We start from the raw sequence: 18,242 nt of genomic DNA on the forward strand, positions 1-18,242 counted from the left end.
GAGGGGGCGTGGGGGGGGGGGCGGCCGGCTTGGGGGCGCCAGGCTTGGGTCCACCGGGCCTGGGGCCGGGTGCCGCGGGAGCCGCCGCCGCGGGAGCGGACGGGGCGCTGACCTCGGCGGCCGCGGCGGGGGCTGCGGGTGCCGAAGGGGCGCCGTTGCCCGTCGGTGCGGGCGCGGGCTTGGCGGGAGCCTTCTTCTCGGGCTTTCCACCGCCGAACGATTCGCGGAGGCGGCGCGCGACGGGCGCTTCGACCGTCGACGACGCTGATTTGACGAATTCGCCCTGCTCACTCAGCCGGGCGAGTACTTCCTTACTTGTGACACCGAGTTCCTTGGCCAACTCGTGCACGCGGGCCTTACCTGCCACTACATCTCCTCGTCATGAGGCGGCAGCGGAGGTCGGCCGACGCCTCGGGTTTAGCTATGACGCATGGTCATCGGGACTTCACGGTGTGCTCATGTTCTTCGCTACCTGTTCTGTTGCCGCGGTGTAGTGCTCAACCACCGCGGAGGTGTCCGGTGAACCGGCGATGCGCAGCGCTCGGGTGAATGCTCGCCGTCGAAGAGCGTCCTGCAGGCACTGCGGGTTGGGATGCAGCCAAGCACCCCGACCTGGAAGATTACCGGTTCTGTCAACGATCACGACAGCGCCGCTGGGGCGGCCACCGGGATCGCCCGACAGGGCCACCATCCGAAGCAGATCGACGGCCAGCTCTCGCTTCCGGCACCCGATACACGTTCGCACCGGACCTTCGGTGCTTCGGTGCTCCCGTGGGATGGGTGCAGGACTCTCGCGCTGGATCACGGCTCAGTCTACCGTCATCGGCGCCCCGCTCTAAACCAGCGCCACACCGGTGGACCGTGGATCAGCCGGCGGGCGCCGCACCCCCGCCCTCGGGAGCGTCCACCGGCGCATCCGCGTCACTGCGGATGTCGATGCGCCAGCCGGTCAGACGGGCCGCCAACCTCGCGTTCTGCCCCTCCTTGCCGATCGCCAGCGACAGCTGGAAATCCGGCACCACGACGCGGGCCGCGCGGGTGTTGGGGTCGATCACCGTGACCGACACGACTTTCGCGGGCGACAGCGCGTTGGCCACGAACCGCGCCGGGTCCTCGTCGTAGTCGATGATGTCGATCTTCTCGCCGGACAGTTCGCTCATCACGTTGCGCACGCGCTGACCCATCGGCCCGATGCACGCACCCTTGGCGTTGAGCCCCGGCGTCCGGGAGGCCACCGCGATCTTCGACCGGTGCCCGGCCTCGCGGGCCACCGCGACGATGTCGACGGACCCGTCCGCGATCTCGGGCACCTCGAGCGAGAAGAGTTTGCGCACCAGATTGGGGTGGGTGCGGGACAGCCTGATCTGCGGCTCCCGCACTCCCCTGGTCACGCCGAGGACGAAGCAGCGCAGGCGGTCGCCGTGCTCGTAGCTCTCACCGGGAACCTGCTCCGAGGCGGGGATGACTCCTTCGGAGTATTTGGTCTCACTGCCCATCCGCAGCACCACCTCACCGCGTGCGTTGGCCCGCGCGTCGCGCTGGATGACGCCGGCGACGATGTCACCCTCGCGGGCCGAGAACTCGCCGTAGATCTTCTCGTTCTCGGCATCCCGGAACCGCTGCAGCATGACCTGGCGGGCCGTGGTGGCCGCGACGCGGCCGAATCCCTCGGGGGTGTCGTCCCACTCGCTGATCAACCGGCCCTCGTCGTCGTGCTCGCGGGCCATCACCTTGACCTCGCCCGACTTGCGGTCGATCTCGATGGAGGCGTCGGGCTGGTGACCGTCGGTGTGCCGGTATGCGGTCAGCAGTGCCGACTTGATGGTCTCGAGCAGTTCGCCTTCGGGGATGCCCCGATCCACTTCGATGGCGTGCAGTGCGGCCATGTCGATGTTCATAATCCGGCCTCCCTTCGGGTCTGGTCCAGGAATTCCTGCTCCTGCCGGCTTGGCCCGGAGAAGTCAACTTGGACAACGGCTTTGGCAATGTCAGTGAGTGGGATCCGGTGCACCGCCCAATCCCGGCCGGCGCGGATCACCAGGTGCAGAACTCCGTCTGCGACACCCACGATCCGGCCGCTGGCGCGGCCGCCGTCGGCGAGGTCGAGTTCGACCAGTCGACCCTGGGCGCGCCGGTAGTGCTTCTCGTCGGTCAGCGGACGGTCCACGCCCGGTGAGGTGACCTCGAGCACGTACGCGGCGTCCAGACCCGGAACCTCGTCGAGCAGTTGGGCCGCGGACCGGGAGAGGTCGGCGATGGTGTCCAGATCGAGGGGAACGTCGCCGTCGGCGGTGACGATGATCTGCGGCGGGCGCCGGTGGCCGTCGACCACCACGCCCTCGATCTCGTAACCGGCACGCTCGAATTCCGCACTGAGAAGCTCGATCACCTGCGAGGGAGCAGGCAGACCCGCGGGCATCTGCGTCACGGCGAAGCTCCTCATCTTGAGTTGTGCGGTCTCTCGGCGCGTGCGGATGGGGCACGCCACCAGGTACTCACGATACGCCAGGCTCGGAGTGGTTCCCGTCAATCTCCCGCGGCGGCACGCTCCTGCCCCGATCCATCGCCGCGGCCAATGGCAGGATGTGTCCGTGCGCAGGCGTGAGGTGTTGATGTCCGCCGGTCGCGGCGTGGTGGGCCTGGCGTTGCTTTCGGTGACCGCGGCGACGTCTTCGGCCTGCGGTTCAGGCGGTGACGACGAGATCGACCCGCTGCGGGAGCCCTACGAGGCGGCCGTCGCCGACGCCGAGATGGCCCGTTCTGCGGCCACCGCGGCCACCCCGGCGCTCGCCCGGGCATTGACGCAGATCGCCTCGGAGCGCGCGCAGCATGCCCAGGCCCTGGCCGAGGAGCTGGCGCGAGAATCGGGCCGACCCGCGCCGACCACCACGACGACGACCACCACGACGACGGCTGCGGACGCGACGGGATCGGCCCCGCCGCCGTCGCCCGCCGACGTCGCGACGGTGCTGCGTCGCTCCGGTGAGACTGCCGCCGCCGTCGCCGCGTCCCAGTCGGGGTACCGGGCCGGGCTGCTGGCGTCGATCGCCGCAGCGTGCACCGCATCGGTGACCGTGACACTGCCGCAGGAGAAGACCGGCCGATGACCACTGGACAGAACTCCCCCGACGCCGACCGGCCCACCGACCCGGCCGCCGCTGCGCTCTACGACGCCCTGGTCACCGAGCACGCCACGATCTACGGCTACGGCATCGTCTCGGCGCACTCGACCTCCGAGGACAACTACCTGGTGGCCCAGGCCATGGCGAGCCACCGCGAACAGCGTGAGGCGCTGCTGAGGATGCTGGAGCGCCGCTCGGTCACCGCCCCGCTCACGGCCCCCGGTTATGAGCTGCCGATGAAGGTCGACGACCCCGACGATGCCGCCAACCTGGCGCTGCGCATGGAGAACGACGCCGCAGTCGCCTGGCGGGCCGTGGCCGAACAGACCGACGACAGCGAGGAGCGCGCCTACGCGGTGACGGCCCTGACACAGAGCGCGGTGGCCGCCGCGCAGTGGAAACAGGTGCTGAAGATCTGGCCGGTCACGGTGCCGTTCCCCGGCGGCAGCGAGTAGCCGGTACTCACCGCGCGCCGGGTCCGCCCCGCCTAGGTCAGCGCGTCGGCGATCGCCGTCGCCGCGCCGTCGACCGCCAATTCGGTGGTCTCACCGGTGAACCGGTTGCGGAGTTCCAGCACCCCGTTGGCCCACCCGCGGCCCACCACGACGATCCAGGGCACACCGAGCAGTTCGGCGTCCTTGAACTTCACTCCCGGCGAGGCCGTGCGGTCGTCGAGCAGCACATCGAGCCCCAACCGGTCGAGGTCGCGGGCGAGCTCGGCGGCACCGGAGCGGGCCGCGTCGTCCTTGTTGGCGATCACGAGGTGCAGGTCAAAGGGTGACACGCTGGCCGGCCAGCGCAGGCCCAGGTCGTCGTGGTGCTGCTCGGCCAGCACCGCGACCAGCCGCGACACCCCGATCCCGTAGGAGCCCATGGTGAGCCGCACCGGCTTGCCGTCCTCACCGAGGACGTCGGCCGTGAACGCATCGGTGTACTTGCGGCCGAGTTGGAAGATGTGCCCGATCTCGATGCCCCTCGCACTGACCAGTGGGCCCGCACCGTCCGGCGAGGGATCGCCGTCGCGGACCTCGGCGGCCTCGATCGTGCCGTCGGCGGTGAAGTCCCGTCCGGCGACCAGACCCACGACATGCCGGTTCGGCTCGTCGGCGCCCGTGATCCAGGCCGTGCCGTCGACCACCCGCGGGTCGACCAGATAGCGGACTCCGTTGGCCTGCAGGGCTTTCGGACCGACATAACCCTTGACCAGGAACGGGTGCTTGGCGAAATCGGCGTCATCGAGCAGCGCGTACTCGGCCGGTTCCAGCGCGGCGCCCAGGCGCTTGTCGTCGACCTCACGGTCGCCGGGCACGCCGATGGCCAGCAGTTCCCACTCCCCGCCCGGTTCCCGGACTTTGAGCAGCACGTTCTTCAGGGTGTCCGCCGCGGTCACCGTGCGGCCCGCGAACTGCGGGAGGTCCGCGCCGTTGGCCCAATCGACCAGCGTCGCGATGGTCGGAGCGTCCGGGGTGTCGTACACGACGGCCTCGGCCTGACCGTCGATCGGCAGCGCATCGGGCACATGCGTGACGACGGCCTCGACGTTGGCGGCGTAACCCGACTCCAGGCAGCGCACGAAGGTGTCCTCGCCGACCTCACTCTCGGCCAGGAACTCCTCGGAGGCACTGCCGCCCATGGCCCCTGAGACCGCGGAGACGATCACGTAGTTGACGTCCAGGCGCGAGAAGATCTTCTGGTAGGCCTCGCGGTGCGCGTGGTAGGCGTTCTTGAGCCCACCGTCGTCGATGTCGAACGAATACGAGTCCTTCATCAGGAACTCACGACCCCGCAGGATGCCCGCGCGGGGGCGCGCCTCGTCGCGGTACTTGGTCTGGATCTGGAACAGGATCAGCGGGAAGTCCTTGTAGGAGCTGTACTCCCCCTTGACCGTGAGCGTGAACAGCTCCTCGTGCGTGGGCCCGAGCAGGTAGTCGTTGCCGCGGCGGTCCTGCAGGCGGAAGAGGTTGTCGCCGTACTCGGTCCAGCGGTTGGTGGCCTCATACGGCGCGCGGGGCAGCAGCGCCGGGAAGAGGATCTCCTGCGCGCCGATCGCGGCCATCTCCTCGCGGACCACCTGCTCGATCCGGCGCAGGACGCGCAGGCCCAGCGGCAGCCAGCTGTACAGGCCGGGGCCGATCGGGCGGACGTAGCCCGCGCGGATCAGCAGCTTGTGGCTGGGTACTTCGGCATCGGCTGGGTCGTCTCGGAGTGTTCGCAGGAACAGCTCCGACATACGCGTGATCACGGGAGGCCAGCTTACTGCTGGCTGCGAACTACAGTTCGCCCGCGTCCAGGGCGTCCTTGACCTCCTGCGCGTGCGCAACCTGCTTGGCGGTGTAGCCGATGAACAGCGCCGCGCCGCCGACGAGCACCGCGACGGCCGCCACCCACAGCAGGCCGTAGGTGTAGCCGGCGTCCAGGGCCGCCAGTTGCGCATCGTTCATGTTCTTGACCGGGCCGGTGGTGCCGCCCAGATACAGCGTCCGCGAGGTGATGACGGCCTGGATGATGGCCAGCACGACCGGCCCACCGAGGTTCTGCAGCATCAGCGCGATCGCGGTGACGGGACCGATCTCGTCGAAGCCCACCCCGGCGATCGCCGAGACGGTCAGGGGAACGACGATCATGCCGATGCCGAAACCACCGACGACGATCGGGATCACGAGGTTCGGGAAGTACGGGATGCCCGCATTGAGCGTCGACCCGTAGATCATGGCGCCGAGCACCAGGATGCCGCCGCCGATGACCAGCAGGCGCGGCGGGAACAGCGACACCAGGTGCGAGGACAGGCCCAGACCGACGCCCAGGGCGATCACGAACGGGATGAACCCGATGCCCGCCCGCAGCGCGCTGTAGCCCATGATGTCCTGCACGTACAGGCCGATCAGCACGGTCAGCGTGAACATCACGCCGCCGGCCAGGAAGATCGCGGCGAAGGTCGCCAGCCGGTTGCGGTCCCGGAACAGTGCGAACGGCACCACGGGGTTGACCGCCCTGCGCTCGACGAGGACGAACGCGGCGAAGGCCGCCAGGGCCACCGCGCCCGAACCGAGCGTGACCGGGGTGAGCCAGCCGTGCTCGGGCCCATTGGAGAAGCCGAACACCGCGGCCGTGCACCCGAGGGTGGCCAGCAGCGCACCGGCCGCGTCGAGCTTCATCCGCTCGCGGTTCGTCTCACGCAGCGTGTTGTAGGCCAGGTAGATGACGAGCAGGCCGATCGGCACGTTGACCAGGAAGGCCAGCCGCCAGGACACCTCGGTCAGCGCGCCGCCGCGCACGAGGCCCATGACGGAGCCGACGCCGGTCATCGCAGCGAAGACCGCGGTGGCGGCGTTGCGTGCGGGTCCCTTCGGGAATGTCGTGGCCACCAGCGCCAGGCCGGTGGGGCTCGCGATGGCCGCACCGACGCCCTGCAGCAGTCGCGCGATCACCAGCGTGGCCTCGTCCCACGCGACACCGCACAGGATCGAGGCGATGGTGAACAGCGCGACACCGACGATGAAGGTCCGCTTGCGCCCGATCGTGTCGCCGAGGCGGCCGCCGAGCAGCATCAGGCCGCCGAAGGTCAGCACATAGGCGGTGATGACCCAGCTGCGGCCGGCGTCGGAGAGCCCGAGCTCGTCCTGGATCTGGGGCAGGGCGACGATCGCGATGGTGCTGTCCATCGTCGCCAGCAGCTGCATTCCGCCGATCGCGACGACGGCGTAAATGAACCGACGCGACGGCAGCCAGGGCGGCAGTGACCGGCCGGAACGCTCGATCTCCGATGGTTCGACGCGCACCGGAAGTGCGCGGTCATCGGTGGGAGCAGCACCCGACTCTGCCCGCTCTGCATCATTGAGAGCCGTCATAGCGGCCTACCCTACAGTAATATTAAGAGTTGTTTAAGCGACCGAGGTCAGAGCGAGGCCTAACCGAGACCTTCGCCCACGTTAACGACCGGCCCGATCACGATGATCGCCGGCGGCCTGATTCCCTCGGCGCGCACGGTCTCGGCGACATTCCCCAGCATGGCGCGCACATGGCGTTCGGCCGTGGTCGTGCCGTGCTGGATCACGATCACCGGCGTGTCCGCCGGACGGCCGCCCGCAAGCAGCGCCTCAGCGAACAACTCGATGCGTTCCACCGCCATCAACAGCACCAGCGTCCCGCTCAGCGCGGCCAGGGCCGGCCAGTTCACCAGCGACTCGGGGTGATCAGGCGCCAGGTGGCCGCTGACCACCACGAACTCATGGTTGACGCCGCGATGGGTGACGGGCACGCCGGCCATCGCGGGAACGCCGATGGCGCTCGTCACGCCGGGCACCACTGTGACGGGGATCCCAGCCTCGGTGCAGGCGATGACTTCCTCATACCCGCGCGCGAACACGAACGGGTCGCCGCCCTTGAAGCGCACGACGAACTGCCCGGCCTTGGCCCGGTCGACCAGAACGTTGTTGATCGCCTCCTGAGCCATCGCACGGCCGTACGGGATCTTCGCGGCGTCGATGACCTCGACGTGGGCGGGCAGCTCGGCCAGCAGTTCGGCGGGCGCGAGCCGGTCGGCGACGACGACGTCGGCCTGCGACAGCAGTCGGCGGCCGCGGACGGTGACGAGTTCCGGGTCGCCCGGTCCGCCGCCCACCAGCGCCACCGTGCCCTTGAGCGCCGCCGTGCCCGCCTCGTCGCGTCCGGCGCCGATGACCCCACTGGAGAGTGCCTCGTGGATCGCGGTGCGGATCGCGGCCGACCGGCGGTGCTCACCGCTGGCCAGCACTCCCACCGCGAGCCCCTCGTGTTCGAACGTCGCGGGCGTGACGGCGGTGCCCTCGACCGCGATGTCAGCGCGCACGCAGAAGATCTGTCGACTGTCGGCTTCGGCGACGATGGCCGCGTTCACCGCGGCGTCGTCGGTGGCCGCGATGGCATACCAGGCGCCGGCGAGGTCACCCGCGCGGTAGTCCCGCAGCGTCAGCGTCACGCCGGCCATGGCCTCGACCGCTGGGGTGGCGGTGCGGGCGATGACGTGAACGTCGGCTCCGCTGGCGACGAGCAGGCCGAGTCGTCGCTGGGCCACTGTTCCCCCACCGACGACAACGACCTTCTTGCCGGCCAGGCGCAGGCCGACCAGGTAGGCGTTCTCGATCACCCGGCGAGCCTACGATGCCGCCGCGTGTGCGACGAACCGCCGCACCCCCTCGGGCGCCCCGGCCGGATGAGTGTGCAGATACGACGCATGCACCCCGCCCTGCACCGCACCGTCGCCGGCCACGGTGCCGTCGGCCCGCCGGAACCGCCAGGCGGGTGAGTACTCGCGCGCGAACTCGACTGTGGTCCGGTGGAATTCGTGACCGACGACGCGTTCGCCGGCGCGCTGCACCGGTGAGTCCGCCACCGCGACCGCCTCGCGGTAGCCCAGCGTCAGCCGCGAGGTGAACCGCGCCGAACCGTGCAGCACATCACACATCTGGTGCCCGTCGAGGTCGGTCATCAGATAGGTCAGGCCCGCGCATTCGGCGTGGACCGGGACGCGCCGCGCCAGATCCGCGATCTCCGCGCGCAGCGCGGTGTTGGCCGACAACTGCTCCGGGTACTGCTCCGGGAACCCGCCCGGCAGCACCAGTGCCGCAGTCCGTTCGGGCAGTCGGTCGATCAGCGGGTCGAACTCCACGACCTGCGCGCCCGCCGCACGCAGTAGTTCGGCGTGCTCGGCGTAGGCGAAGCTGAAGGCCCGCCCGGCCGCAACGGCGACCACGGGCGAACCGGCCACCGGCGTCCCGACGTCGTCCTCGGGCCGCCACGGAACCGCGCCGCCGGGAGCGGCGGCCAGGGCGGCCACGGCGGCCACGTCGACATGCGTGCCGACCAGATCGGCCATCGCCGCGACGGCGGTGCGGGCCGCCGCGCCGTGCTCGACGGCGGTGATCAGCCCCAGATGCCGCGACGGCACCTCGAGTTCGGCCAGGCGCGGAATCGCGCCCAGCACCGGCACACCGGCGGCCTCGCAGGCCTGGCGCAGCACCTCCTCATGGCGCGCGCTGCCGACGCGATTGAGCACCACACCGCCGAGCCGGGTTCCGGCGTCGAACGTCGAGAAACCGTGCAGCAGAGCCGCAATGCTGTGACTCTGGCCGCGGGCGTCCACCACCAGAAGCACGGGTGCGCGCAACAGCCCGGCCACGTGCGCGGTCGAACCCGTCGCCGGAATGGCGCCTGAAGGCTCGATCCGGCCGTCGAACAGGCCCATCACACCTTCGATCACCGCGATGTCGGCACCGGCGCTGCCGTGCGCGTACAGCGGCGCGATGAGCCGCTCCCCCACCAGCACAGGGTCCAGGTTGCGGCCGGGCCGGCCGGTGGCCAGCGCGTGGTATCCGGGGTCGATGTAGTCCGGACCCACCTTGAATCCGGCGACCCGCTTTCCGGCCCGCACCAGTGCGGCCATCAGACCCGTTGCCACCGTGGTCTTTCCGCTTCCCGAAGCCGGGGCGGCGACGACGACGGCGGGAGTCACCACTCGATGCCCCGCTGCCCCTTGCGGCCGGCGTCCATGGGGTGGCGGACCTTCGTCATCTCCGTGACCAGGTCGGCGGCGTCGATGAGCTCGGCGGGTGCATCCCGGCCGGTGATCACCACGTGCTGGCTGCCGGGCCGGTGCCGAAGCGTCTCCACGACCGCCTCGACGTCGACCCAGCCCCACTTGAGCGGATAGGTGAACTCGTCGAGGACGTAGAAGCCGTGCCGTTCCTCGGCGAGGCGGCGGGTGATCTCGGCCCAGCCTTCGGCCGCGGCCGCGGCGTGGTCGGCCTCGTCCCCCTGTCGGCGCGACCACGACCAGCCCGAACCCATCTTGTGCCATTCGACCGCGCCGCCGGTGCCGTGTTCGTCATGCAGTCGGGCGAGTTCGCGAAAGGCGTTCTCCTCGCCCACCTTCCACTTGGCGCTCTTGACGAACTGGAACACCGCGACGTCCAGTCCCGCGTTCCAGGCGCGCAGCGCCATTCCGAACGCCGCGGTGGACTTCCCCTTTCCGGGACCGGTGTGCACCGCGAGCACGGGCTGATTGCGGCGAGCCCGCGTGCTCAGCCCGTCGTCGGGCACTGCGATCGGACGACCCTGTGGCATGACCTGTGCTCCTGCTCTCGCTCGATCAGGCGGCGCTGCGCACCACGGCCGTCAACGCCTCGGCGCGCAACTGCTCCAAACGCAGCACGGGCGCATCCAGGGCGTCAGCCAGGGAACCGGCCAACCCGAGCCTGATGTAGGACGTCTCACAGTCCACCACGACCGCCGCCGCTCCCTCCGCGACCAGGCGTGCGGCGGCGATTCGGCTGCGACCCAACGGGTCCGGACCGCCGGTGGCCCGTCCGTCGGTCAGCACCACGACCAGCGGTCGGCGAGTGCGGTCCCGCACCTTTTCGCGCCGGACCAGATCCGCGGCGGCCAGCAGGCCCTGCGCCAGAGGCGTCCTGCCCCCGGTGTCGAACCGCGCGAGGCGACGCCCGGCGATGTGCGCCGACGTCGTGGGCGGAAGGAGAAGCTGGGCCTGATCGGCGCGGAAGGTGATGACCGCGACCTTGTCCCGGCGCTGATAGGCGTCGCGCAGCAGCGACAGCGCGGCGCCGCTGACCGCCGACATGCGGTCACGCGCGGCCATCGACCCCGACGCGTCGACGACGAAGATCACCAGGTTGCCCTCGCGCCCCTGCCGGACGGCCAACCGGATGTCGTCGATCTCGGGCCGAAGCCGGCCCGGCTGCCCCGAACGCGCGGCGGTCGCGAGCATCGTCGCGAACAGGTGCAGACCGTCACCGGTGTCGCCCGGGCTGACGCCCACCACGGCACCGGATCGATTGCGGGCCACCGATCGTCGGCCCGGGGCGCCCTCGCCCACGCCGGGTACGCGAAGGGTGCGGGTCCGGAAGGTCGGTGTCGGCGCGGCACTCTGCTGCGCCGGCGCCGGGGCGGGCGAACCCGACGACTGCCCCCCGGATTCCGTCTCGGCCGGCGGCGGCGTGCCGCCACCGGACGGATCTGGATCCGGGTTCGGGTCTGGGTCGGTTTCCGGGTCGGTGTCCTCGTCACCCAGGATCTCGTCGAGCGCGGCGGGATCCAGGCCGGGATCGTCGAACGGGTCACGCCGGCGGCGATGCGGCAGGGCGAGTTCCGCCGCGACTCGGATGTCTTCGGCTCCAACATGTTCGGCGCCGCGCCAGGCGGCGTGTGCGACGGCCGTGCGGGCCACCACCAGGTCGGCCCGCATGCCGTCGACGTCGAAGGCCGCGCACAGCTGCGCGATTCTGCCCAGTTCGTCGTCGCCCAGCACCACGCCCGCCACTCGGCCGCGTGCGGCCGCGATGCGGCGGGCCACGTCGGCGTCGGCGTCGGCGAACCGCGCCGCGAACCCGTGCGGGTCCGCCTCATACGCCAGCCGCGCCCGGATCACCTCGGTGCGCACCGCCACCTCGCGGGAGGCGCGGACGTCGACGGTCAGGCCGAACCGGTCCAGCAGCTGCGGGCGCAGTTCGCCCTCCTCGGGGTTCATCGTGCCGATCAGCACGAACCGCGACTCGTACGAGTGGGAGACCCCGTCGCGCTCGACGTGCACCCGCCCCATCGCCGCGGCGTCCAGCAGCACGTCCACGAGGTGGTCGTGCAGCAGGTTGACCTCGTCGACGTAGAGCACGCCGCGGTGTGCACGGGACAGCAGGCCCGGGGAGAACGCGTGTTCGCCGTCGCGCAGCACCCTCTGCAGATCGAGCGAGCCGACCACCCGATCCTCGGTCGCACCGATCGGGAGTTCCACCAGCCGGGCGTCGTCGATCGAGGCCAGGATGTCGGCCAGGGCGCGGACCGCGGTCGACTTCGCGGTGCCCTTCTCGCCACGGATCAGCACGCCGCCGATCTCGGGACGCACGGCGCAGAGGATCAGCGCGAGCCGCAGCTGGTCGTGGCCGACGATCGCACTGAACGGGAAGTCCGGGTGGCTCACGGTGCCTCCTCGACGCGACCCGGGCGGAGCATGGGCACGTGCGGAATGCCGTCCTCGACGAATTCGTCACCGGCGCGGACGAATCCATGCTGGGCGTACATCGCCTCGAGGTAGGTCTGGGCGTCGATGCGGCACGGGTGATCGCCGACGTCGGCGAGCGCGGCCTGCAAAAGCCTGCTGGTGTGGCCCTGGCCACGGCTGCTCTGCCTGGTGCATACGCGCCCGATCCGGAAGGACTTGTCGCCGCCGGGGTACTCCTCCATCAGGCGCAGCGTCGAGATCACCTGGCCGTCGGGCTGTTCCAGCCAGAAGTGCCGGGTCTCGGCCAGCAGGTCACGCCCGTCCAGCTCCGGATAGGCACACGCCTGTTCGACGACGAAGACTTCGACGCGCAGCTTCAGCAGTTCGTACAGCGTTGCCGCGTCGAGGTCCCGGGCCCAACTTCGGCGCAGCGCAACCGTCACACCACGCCCGCAGGCTCAGGATCGTCGCTGCCCTGCGCCGGCGAGGGTGCATCGGCACCGACCGCGAGCGCCTGGGCACCCGCATCGGCGCCGGCCTCCAGGCCCAGCACACCGGTGCCCCACGACCACACCTCGTCGAACAGCGCCGGGTTCTCCGAGAGTTTGATGCCCAGCGACGGGATCATCTCCTTGAGCCTGGGCTGCCACTGCGCGAACCGGTCGCCGAAGCAGCGCTCCATGACCTCGAGCATCGCGGGCACCGCGGTCGAGGCGCCCGGAGAGGCGCCCAGCAGGCCGGCGATGCTGCCGTCGGCCGCCGAGAGCACGGTGGTGCCGAACTCCAGGGTGCCGCCCTTGCCCTTCGCGGGCTTGATGACCTGCACGCGCTGCCCGGCGACCGACAGTTCCCAGTCGGAGTCCTGCGCACTGGGCGCGAAGACCCGCAGCGCTTCGACCCGGTCGGCCTCCGACATCATGAGCTGGGCGATGAGGTAGTTCACCAGGCTCATCTGCGTCAGGCCGACGCCGACCATCGAGGCGAGGTTGTTCGGCTTGACCGACAGCGGCAGGTCGGTGAAATGGCCCTGCTTCAGGAACTTGGGCGACCATCCGGCAAACGGCCCGAACAGCAGCCACGGCTTGCCGTTGATGATCCGGGTGTCGAGGTGTGGTGCCGACATCGGCGGGGCCCCCAACGGCGGGAAGCCGTAGACCTTGGCCCGGTGACCGGCGGTGACCAGCGGGTTGGAGGTGCGCAGGAACTGCCCGCCGACCGGGAAGCCGCCGTAACCCTTGGCCTCGGCGATCCCCGACTTCTGCAGCAGCGGCAGGGCGTCGCCGCCCGCGCCGACGAACACGAACTTGGCCTCGATGCGGCGCAGCTGGCCGGTGCGGCGATTGCGCACCTTGACCGTCCACGAGCCGTCGGAGTTCTTCGACAGGTCGCGCACCTCATGCCCGAACAGCACCGACGTCCCGTTGCGCACGCCGTACCCGATGAGCTGCTTGGACAGCGCGCCGAAGTCGATGTCGGTGCCGTCGGTGGTCCAGTTCAGGGCGACCGGCTCGGAGAACGTGCGCTGCGCGGCCATGAACGGCAGGCGGCGGGCGAACTCGTCGTTGTCGTTGATGAACTCGGTGGTCGCGAACAGCGGGTTCGAGGCCAGGGCATCACGGCGCTTGCGCAGGTACTCCACCCGGTCGGCACCCTCGACGAACGACACGTGGGGCACCGGGTTGATGAAGCTGCGGGCGTCGGTCAGCACGCCGCTGGTCAGCGCATGCGCCCAGAACTGCCGCGACACCTGGAACTGCTCGTTCACGGTGACGGCCTTGCTGATGTCGATCGAGCCGTCGGCGTTCTCGGGCGTGTAGTTGAGCTCGCACAGCGCCGAGTGCCCGGTGCCCGCGTTGTTCCACGGGTCGCTGCTCTCCGCGGCGGCCCCGTCGAGGCGTTCGATCATGGTGATCGACCAGTTCGGCTCGACCAACCGCAGCAACGCCCCCAGCGTCGCGCTCATGATGCCGGCACCCACCAGCACGACGTCGGTCTTGACTGTCTGACTTGTCTTGGCGTCTGACACCGGTTTGCCGATCCTTTGTTCCGTCGGGTGATCCTTTGTCAAGGTTATCCCGCCCAGTCTGCGAAGAAACCGCCGAGGCCGGTGATATTCGCCCCATCGACGCCGATGCGCGGCCTCGGGACCCGACTAAGGTGAACACGTGACGGCATGGGAGACAGACGTCCTGCCCGGCTACCACCAGCACACTCTCGAACTGGGTGCCGATCCCGACGGCGAGGGTGACCTCTTCGCCACGCTGGTCCGGCGCGGTGCGGCAGCACCGGCGGCGCATGCCGTGCTCGCGGTGCACGGCTACACCGACTACTTCTTCAACACCGAGCTGGCCGAGTGGTTCGGGGCGCGCGGTTTCGCGTTCTACGCCCTGGACCTGCACAAGTGCGGCCGGTCGTGGCGGGAGGGCCAGACCCCGCACTTCACCACCGACCTCGCCCGCTATCACAGCGAACTGCAGGCGGCCCTCGAGATCATCCGGCGCGAGACCGGCGGGGCAGGTGTGTGCGTGTACGGGCACTCCGCGGGCGGGCTGATCGTCACGCTGTGGCTCGACCGCCTCCGGCACCGCGGCCTGACCGCCCCGCTGGGGGTCGACGCCCTGGTCCTCAACAGCCCGTTCTTCGACCTGCACGGCCCGGCGATCCTGCGGTCGGCACCCACCCGGGCCGCCCTGCGCGCACTGGCGAAGGTGCGCAAGACACGCGTGGCACGCAGACCGACACAGGGCGGCTACGGCACCTCCCTGCACCGCGACTACGCCGGCGAATTCGACTACAACCTGGCGTGGAAGCCCGTGGGCGGATTCCCGATCACCTTCGGCTGGATCAACGCGGTGCGTCGCGCGCAGGCCAGACTGCACCGCGGGCTCGACGTCGGGGTGCCCAACCTGATCCTGAGATCCGACCGCAGTGTCCCGGAGTCCCACGGCGATCCCGACGCCATCGCACGCGGGGACGCGGTGCTCGACGTGCGCCAGATCGCGCGGTGGGCTGGGTGCGTGGGCGACCACACCACAGTGGCGCCCATCACCGACGCCAAGCACGACGTCTTCCTGTCGCTGCCCGAACCGCGGGCCCGGGCCTACCTCGAACTCGACGAGTGGCTGCAGCGCAGGGTCGTGACCACCGACCAGACGAGTTCGACCTCCTCCAACCGAAGACAGGGCTGACGTGGACCATTTCGATCTCACCATCATCGGAACCGGCTCGGGCAACAGCATCCTCGACGAGCGCTACGACTCGAAGAGGGTGGCGATCTGTGAGCAGGGCACCTTCGGCGGCACCTGCCTCAACGTGGGGTGCATCCCGACGAAGATGTTCGTCTACGCCGCCGAAGTGGCCGCCACGATCCGGGATTCGGCGCGGTACGGCGTCGACGCCCGCATCGACGACGTGCGCTGGCGCGACATCGTGTCGCGGGTGTTCGGCCGCATCGACCCGATCGCGTTGGGCGGTGAACGGTATCGGCGGTCCTCGCCCAACGTCACGGTGTTCGATTCGCACACCCGGTTCGGCCCCACCCGCTCCGACGGCCGGCACGTGCTGCGCACCGAGGCGGGTGACGAGTTCACCTCGGATCAGGTGGTGATCGCCGCCGGCGCCCGCGCCGTCGTGCCGCAGGCGATCGCCGACTGCGGCGTCGAGTTCCACACCAGCGACACCATCATGCGGATTCCGGACCTGCCGGAGCACCTCGTGATCATCGGCGGCGGATTCGTGGCCGCGGAGTTCGCGCATGTGTTCTCCGCGTTGGGAACCCGGGTGACGCTGGTGCTGCGCGGAGCCACCATGCTGTCCTACTGCGACGACGACATCGGCGAACGGTTCACCGACATCGCAGCGCGCAAGTGGGAACTGCTGATGCACCGCAACGTCACCGGCGGAAGCACCGACGCCAGCGGCACCACGCTGCACCTCGACGACGGCTCGACTCTGCACGCCGACGCGGTCCTGGTCGCGACGGGACGCCGCCCCAACGGCGATCTGCTGGACGCCGGACTGGCCGGGGTCAAGGTCACCGACGCCGGACAGGTCGTCGTCGACGAGTACCAACGCACCACCGCGCGTGGCATTTTCGCACTCGGCGACGTCAGTTCCGACTATCAGCTCAAGCACGTCGCCAACCACGAGGCCCGCGTGGTGCGGCACAACCTGCTGCAGGGCTGGGACGACACCGAGCAGTTGATGCCCGCCGACCACCGGTTCGTGCCGTCGGCTGTCTTCACCGATCCGCAGGTCGCGTGCGTCGGCATGACCGAGAACGAGGCCCGCGCAGCAGGTCTCAACCCCAAGGTGAAGCTTCAGGACTACGGCGATGTGGCCTACGGCTGGGCCATGGAGGACACCACGGGGACGGCCAAGATCGTGGTCAACGCCGACACCGGTGACATCCTGGGCGCGCACATCATGGGTTATCAGGCCTCGACGCTGATCCAGCCGCTGATCCAGGCCATGAGCTTCGGCCTGCGCGGCCAGGACATGGCGCGTGGGCAGTATTGGATCCACCCGGCGCTGCCCGAGGTGATCGAGAACGCGCTGCTGTCCCTGTGCGGTGAACCGTCCTGGCCGCCACCCAAGCGGCACTGAGATTCAGCGCAGCGCCGCCGAGAGGTCGAATCCCCACGGCAGTTCGAGGCGATGTGCGGCCAACAGTGCTGCGTCGCCGAGGATCTGGGACATCGTGCCGTCGGCGACCACCACGCCGTCGTCGATGACGACGGCGCGCTGGCACAGCTGCGCGGCATACGGCAGGTCGTGCGTGACGATCAGCATCGTGGCGGCCAGACCCGAGAGGGTGTGGGCCAGTTCGCGGCGCGCGACCGGGTCGAGGTTGGCCGATGGTTCGTCGAGCACCAGGATTCCGGGCTCACACGCCAGCACCGAGGCCAGCGCGGCCCGCCGCTTCTGCCCCAGCGACAGGTGTGCCGGACTGCGCTCGGCGTGTTCGGTCATCGCGACAAGGTCCAGTGCCGTGGCCACGCGCTGCTCGAGTTCGGCTCCGGCGACGCCGAAGTTGGCCGGCCCGAACGCGACGTCCTGAGCGACGGTGGGCATGAACAGCTGGTCGTCGGGGTCCTGGAACACCAATCCGACACGGCGCCGGACATCGCGAAGGGTGTTGCGCGCCACCGTGATTCCGGCGACCTCCACCGTGCCCGATGTCGCGGTGAGCACACCGTTGAGATGCAGCATCAGCGTGGTCTTGCCCGCGCCGTTGGGGCCGAGCACCGCGACCCGCTCACCGGCGTCGACGGTGAGGTCGACACCGTCGAGCGCGACGTGGCCGTCGGGATAGACGTGCCGCAGTCCGGTCACCCGGACCCCGTCCGGGGTCATCGCAGCCCCCAGGCCGCCGCGGCGACCGCGACGGCGCCCGCGGCGGGCAGCAGAGCGATGACCCATTGATTCGCCGTGGCGCGCGCCCCCGCGCCGACACCGGCCAGATCCGGCACCCGGCCGTCGAAACCGCGCGACAGCATGGCCAGATACACCCGCTCGCCGCGTTCGTAGGAGCGCAGAAACAGCACACCGACGCTTCGGGCGATGGCGCCGGCCTGGTGCAGGGTGCGCGGCGAGTCGCCACGGGAGATCCGCGCCATCCGCATTCGCGCGGCCTCGGCCGCCAGCACGTCGATGTAGCGCAGCATCAGCACGAGCATAGACGTGACCAGGGCGGGCACCCCGAGCCTGCTCAGGGCGTGCGGAAGCTGTCGGGCGGTGGTGGTCGCCGCGACGGTCAGCGCGGCCGCGACACCCAGCGTGCCCTTCACCACGATGCCCCATGCGGCCCACAGGCCCGCCACCGACAGCTGCAGCCCGGCCACCTGCACGCGCTCCCCGCCCTCGGCGAACGGCAGCAGCACGGCCAGCACCACGAACGGGGCTTCGATCAGCATGCGCGGCAGCACCCAGCGCAGCGGGATGTGCGCCCACCGCCACACCGCGACCACGATCAGGGCGTAGAGGGCGTACGGCCAGAACATGTCTCGTGGCGTGGCCACGACGGCCAGCAGGAAGACGACCAGACAGACGATCTTGACTTCGCCGGGCGCGCGATGCACGGGCGAGTGCCCGTCACGGTAGAGCGGATGGGAGTGCCCCGCTCCCACCGG

17 protein-coding genes and 1 pseudogene are annotated in these 18,242 nt (G+C 70.1%); 4 read left to right on the forward strand and 14 right to left on the reverse strand.

The genetic code is table 11. The features are described from left to right. The 4 genes and pseudogenes from A5727_RS26910 to rimP all read right to left on the reverse strand — a co-directional run. On the reverse strand, positions 1–367 hold a 367-nt coding region (locus A5727_RS26910; RefSeq protein ID WP_197507637.1), incomplete at its 3' end, for a translation initiation factor IF-2 N-terminal domain-containing protein. 78 nt (positions 368–445) lie between these two features. Then, positions 446–691: a YlxR family protein gene (locus tag A5727_RS26915; protein ID WP_353612251.1), complete on the reverse strand. Its 246-nt coding sequence runs from the start codon at positions 689–691 to the stop codon at positions 446–448. Positions 692–835: 144 nt separating this feature from the next. Beyond that, a pseudogene (gene nusA, locus A5727_RS10340) lies at positions 836–1,898 on the reverse strand (transcription termination factor NusA). Then, positions 1,895–2,419, reverse strand: a complete 525-nt coding sequence (gene rimP / locus A5727_RS10345; RefSeq protein WP_068248679.1) for a ribosome maturation factor RimP — start codon at positions 2,417–2,419, stop codon at positions 1,895–1,897. The pseudogene nusA and the gene rimP overlap by 4 nt, the downstream one beginning before the upstream one ends. 172 nt (positions 2,420–2,591) lie before the next feature. Between rimP and A5727_RS10350 the strand changes: the two genes are divergently transcribed. Beyond that, the gene (locus A5727_RS10350; protein WP_157521322.1) at positions 2,592–3,107 is read left to right on the forward strand and encodes a hypothetical protein; all 516 of its coding nucleotides are present in this window, start codon (positions 2,592–2,594) and stop codon (positions 3,105–3,107) included. Next, positions 3,104–3,577, forward strand: coding sequence for a ferritin-like domain-containing protein (locus A5727_RS10355; protein ID WP_068248573.1), 474 nt, complete (start codon positions 3,104–3,106; stop codon positions 3,575–3,577). Before A5727_RS10350 ends, A5727_RS10355 begins: the two co-directional genes overlap by 4 nt. Positions 3,578–3,609: 32 nt before the next feature. Here A5727_RS10355 and A5727_RS10360 read toward each other — a convergent pair whose 3' ends face one another. From A5727_RS10360 to mqo, 8 genes are read right to left on the reverse strand one after another with little or no spacing between them, the layout of a single operon-like run. Then, complete coding sequence (locus A5727_RS10360) at positions 3,610–5,364, reverse strand: proline--tRNA ligase (protein ID WP_068248574.1); 1,755 nt, start codon at positions 5,362–5,364, stop codon at positions 3,610–3,612. 28 nt (positions 5,365–5,392) lie between these two features. Then, entirely contained in the window at positions 5,393–6,970 is a 1,578-nt protein-coding gene (locus A5727_RS10365) for an MFS transporter (protein WP_068248576.1), read from the reverse strand. A 59-nt stretch (positions 6,971–7,029) separates the two neighbouring features. Then, the gene (cobA, locus tag A5727_RS10370) at positions 7,030–8,247 is read right to left on the reverse strand and encodes a uroporphyrinogen-III C-methyltransferase (RefSeq protein ID WP_068248578.1); all 1,218 of its coding nucleotides are present in this window, start codon (positions 8,245–8,247) and stop codon (positions 7,030–7,032) included. 9 nt (positions 8,248–8,256) lie between these two features. Beyond that, a complete protein-coding gene (locus A5727_RS10375) occupies positions 8,257–9,615 on the reverse strand; it encodes a cobyrinic acid a,c-diamide synthase CobB (RefSeq protein ID WP_068248580.1) in 1,359 nt (452 codons plus the stop codon). After that, positions 9,609–10,223 (reverse strand): cob(I)yrinic acid a,c-diamide adenosyltransferase, encoded by a 615-nt coding sequence (gene cobO / locus A5727_RS10380; protein ID WP_068248582.1) that lies wholly within the window; start codon positions 10,221–10,223, stop codon positions 9,609–9,611. The genes A5727_RS10375 and cobO overlap by 7 nt, the downstream gene beginning before the upstream one ends. 25 nt (positions 10,224–10,248) lie before the next feature. After that, entirely contained in the window at positions 10,249–12,090 is a 1,842-nt protein-coding gene (locus A5727_RS10385; protein ID WP_068248585.1) for a VWA domain-containing protein, read from the reverse strand. Beyond that, positions 12,087–12,554, reverse strand: coding sequence for a GNAT family N-acetyltransferase (locus A5727_RS10390; RefSeq protein ID WP_068248588.1), 468 nt, complete (start codon positions 12,552–12,554; stop codon positions 12,087–12,089). The genes A5727_RS10385 and A5727_RS10390 overlap by 4 nt, the downstream gene beginning before the upstream one ends. After that, positions 12,551–14,137 carry a malate dehydrogenase (quinone) gene (gene mqo / locus A5727_RS10395; RefSeq protein WP_068248590.1) on the reverse strand — a complete coding sequence of 529 codons (1,587 nt, stop codon included), beginning with the start codon at positions 14,135–14,137 and terminating at the stop codon, positions 12,551–12,553. The genes A5727_RS10390 and mqo overlap by 4 nt, the downstream gene beginning before the upstream one ends. Before the next feature lie 139 nt (positions 14,138–14,276). On the opposite strand from mqo, the gene A5727_RS10400 reads away from it, so the two are divergent. Then, positions 14,277–15,299 carry an alpha/beta hydrolase gene (locus tag A5727_RS10400; RefSeq protein WP_068248592.1) on the forward strand — a complete coding sequence of 341 codons (1,023 nt, stop codon included), beginning with the start codon at positions 14,277–14,279 and terminating at the stop codon, positions 15,297–15,299. A gap of 1 nt (position 15,300) precedes the next feature. After that, entirely contained in the window at positions 15,301–16,716 is a 1,416-nt protein-coding gene (gene mtr, locus A5727_RS10405; protein ID WP_068248595.1) for a mycothione reductase, read from the forward strand. Positions 16,717–16,719: 3 nt separating this feature from the next. Here the strand turns inward: mtr and A5727_RS10410 are convergent, their stop codons facing one another. Continuing rightward, on the reverse strand, positions 16,720–17,466 hold the full coding sequence (locus A5727_RS10410) for an energy-coupling factor ABC transporter ATP-binding protein (RefSeq protein WP_068248597.1): 747 nt from the start codon (positions 17,464–17,466) through the stop codon (positions 16,720–16,722). Beyond that, positions 17,463–18,239, reverse strand: a complete 777-nt coding sequence (gene cbiQ / locus A5727_RS10415; protein WP_068248599.1) for a cobalt ECF transporter T component CbiQ — start codon at positions 18,237–18,239, stop codon at positions 17,463–17,465. The genes A5727_RS10410 and cbiQ overlap by 4 nt, the downstream gene beginning before the upstream one ends. Positions 18,240–18,242 lie beyond the last annotated feature (3 nt).

Source organism: Mycobacterium sp. ACS4331 (genome assembly GCF_001667265.1).
In the GTDB taxonomy this organism is placed as follows: domain Bacteria; phylum Actinomycetota; class Actinomycetes; order Mycobacteriales; family Mycobacteriaceae; genus Mycobacterium.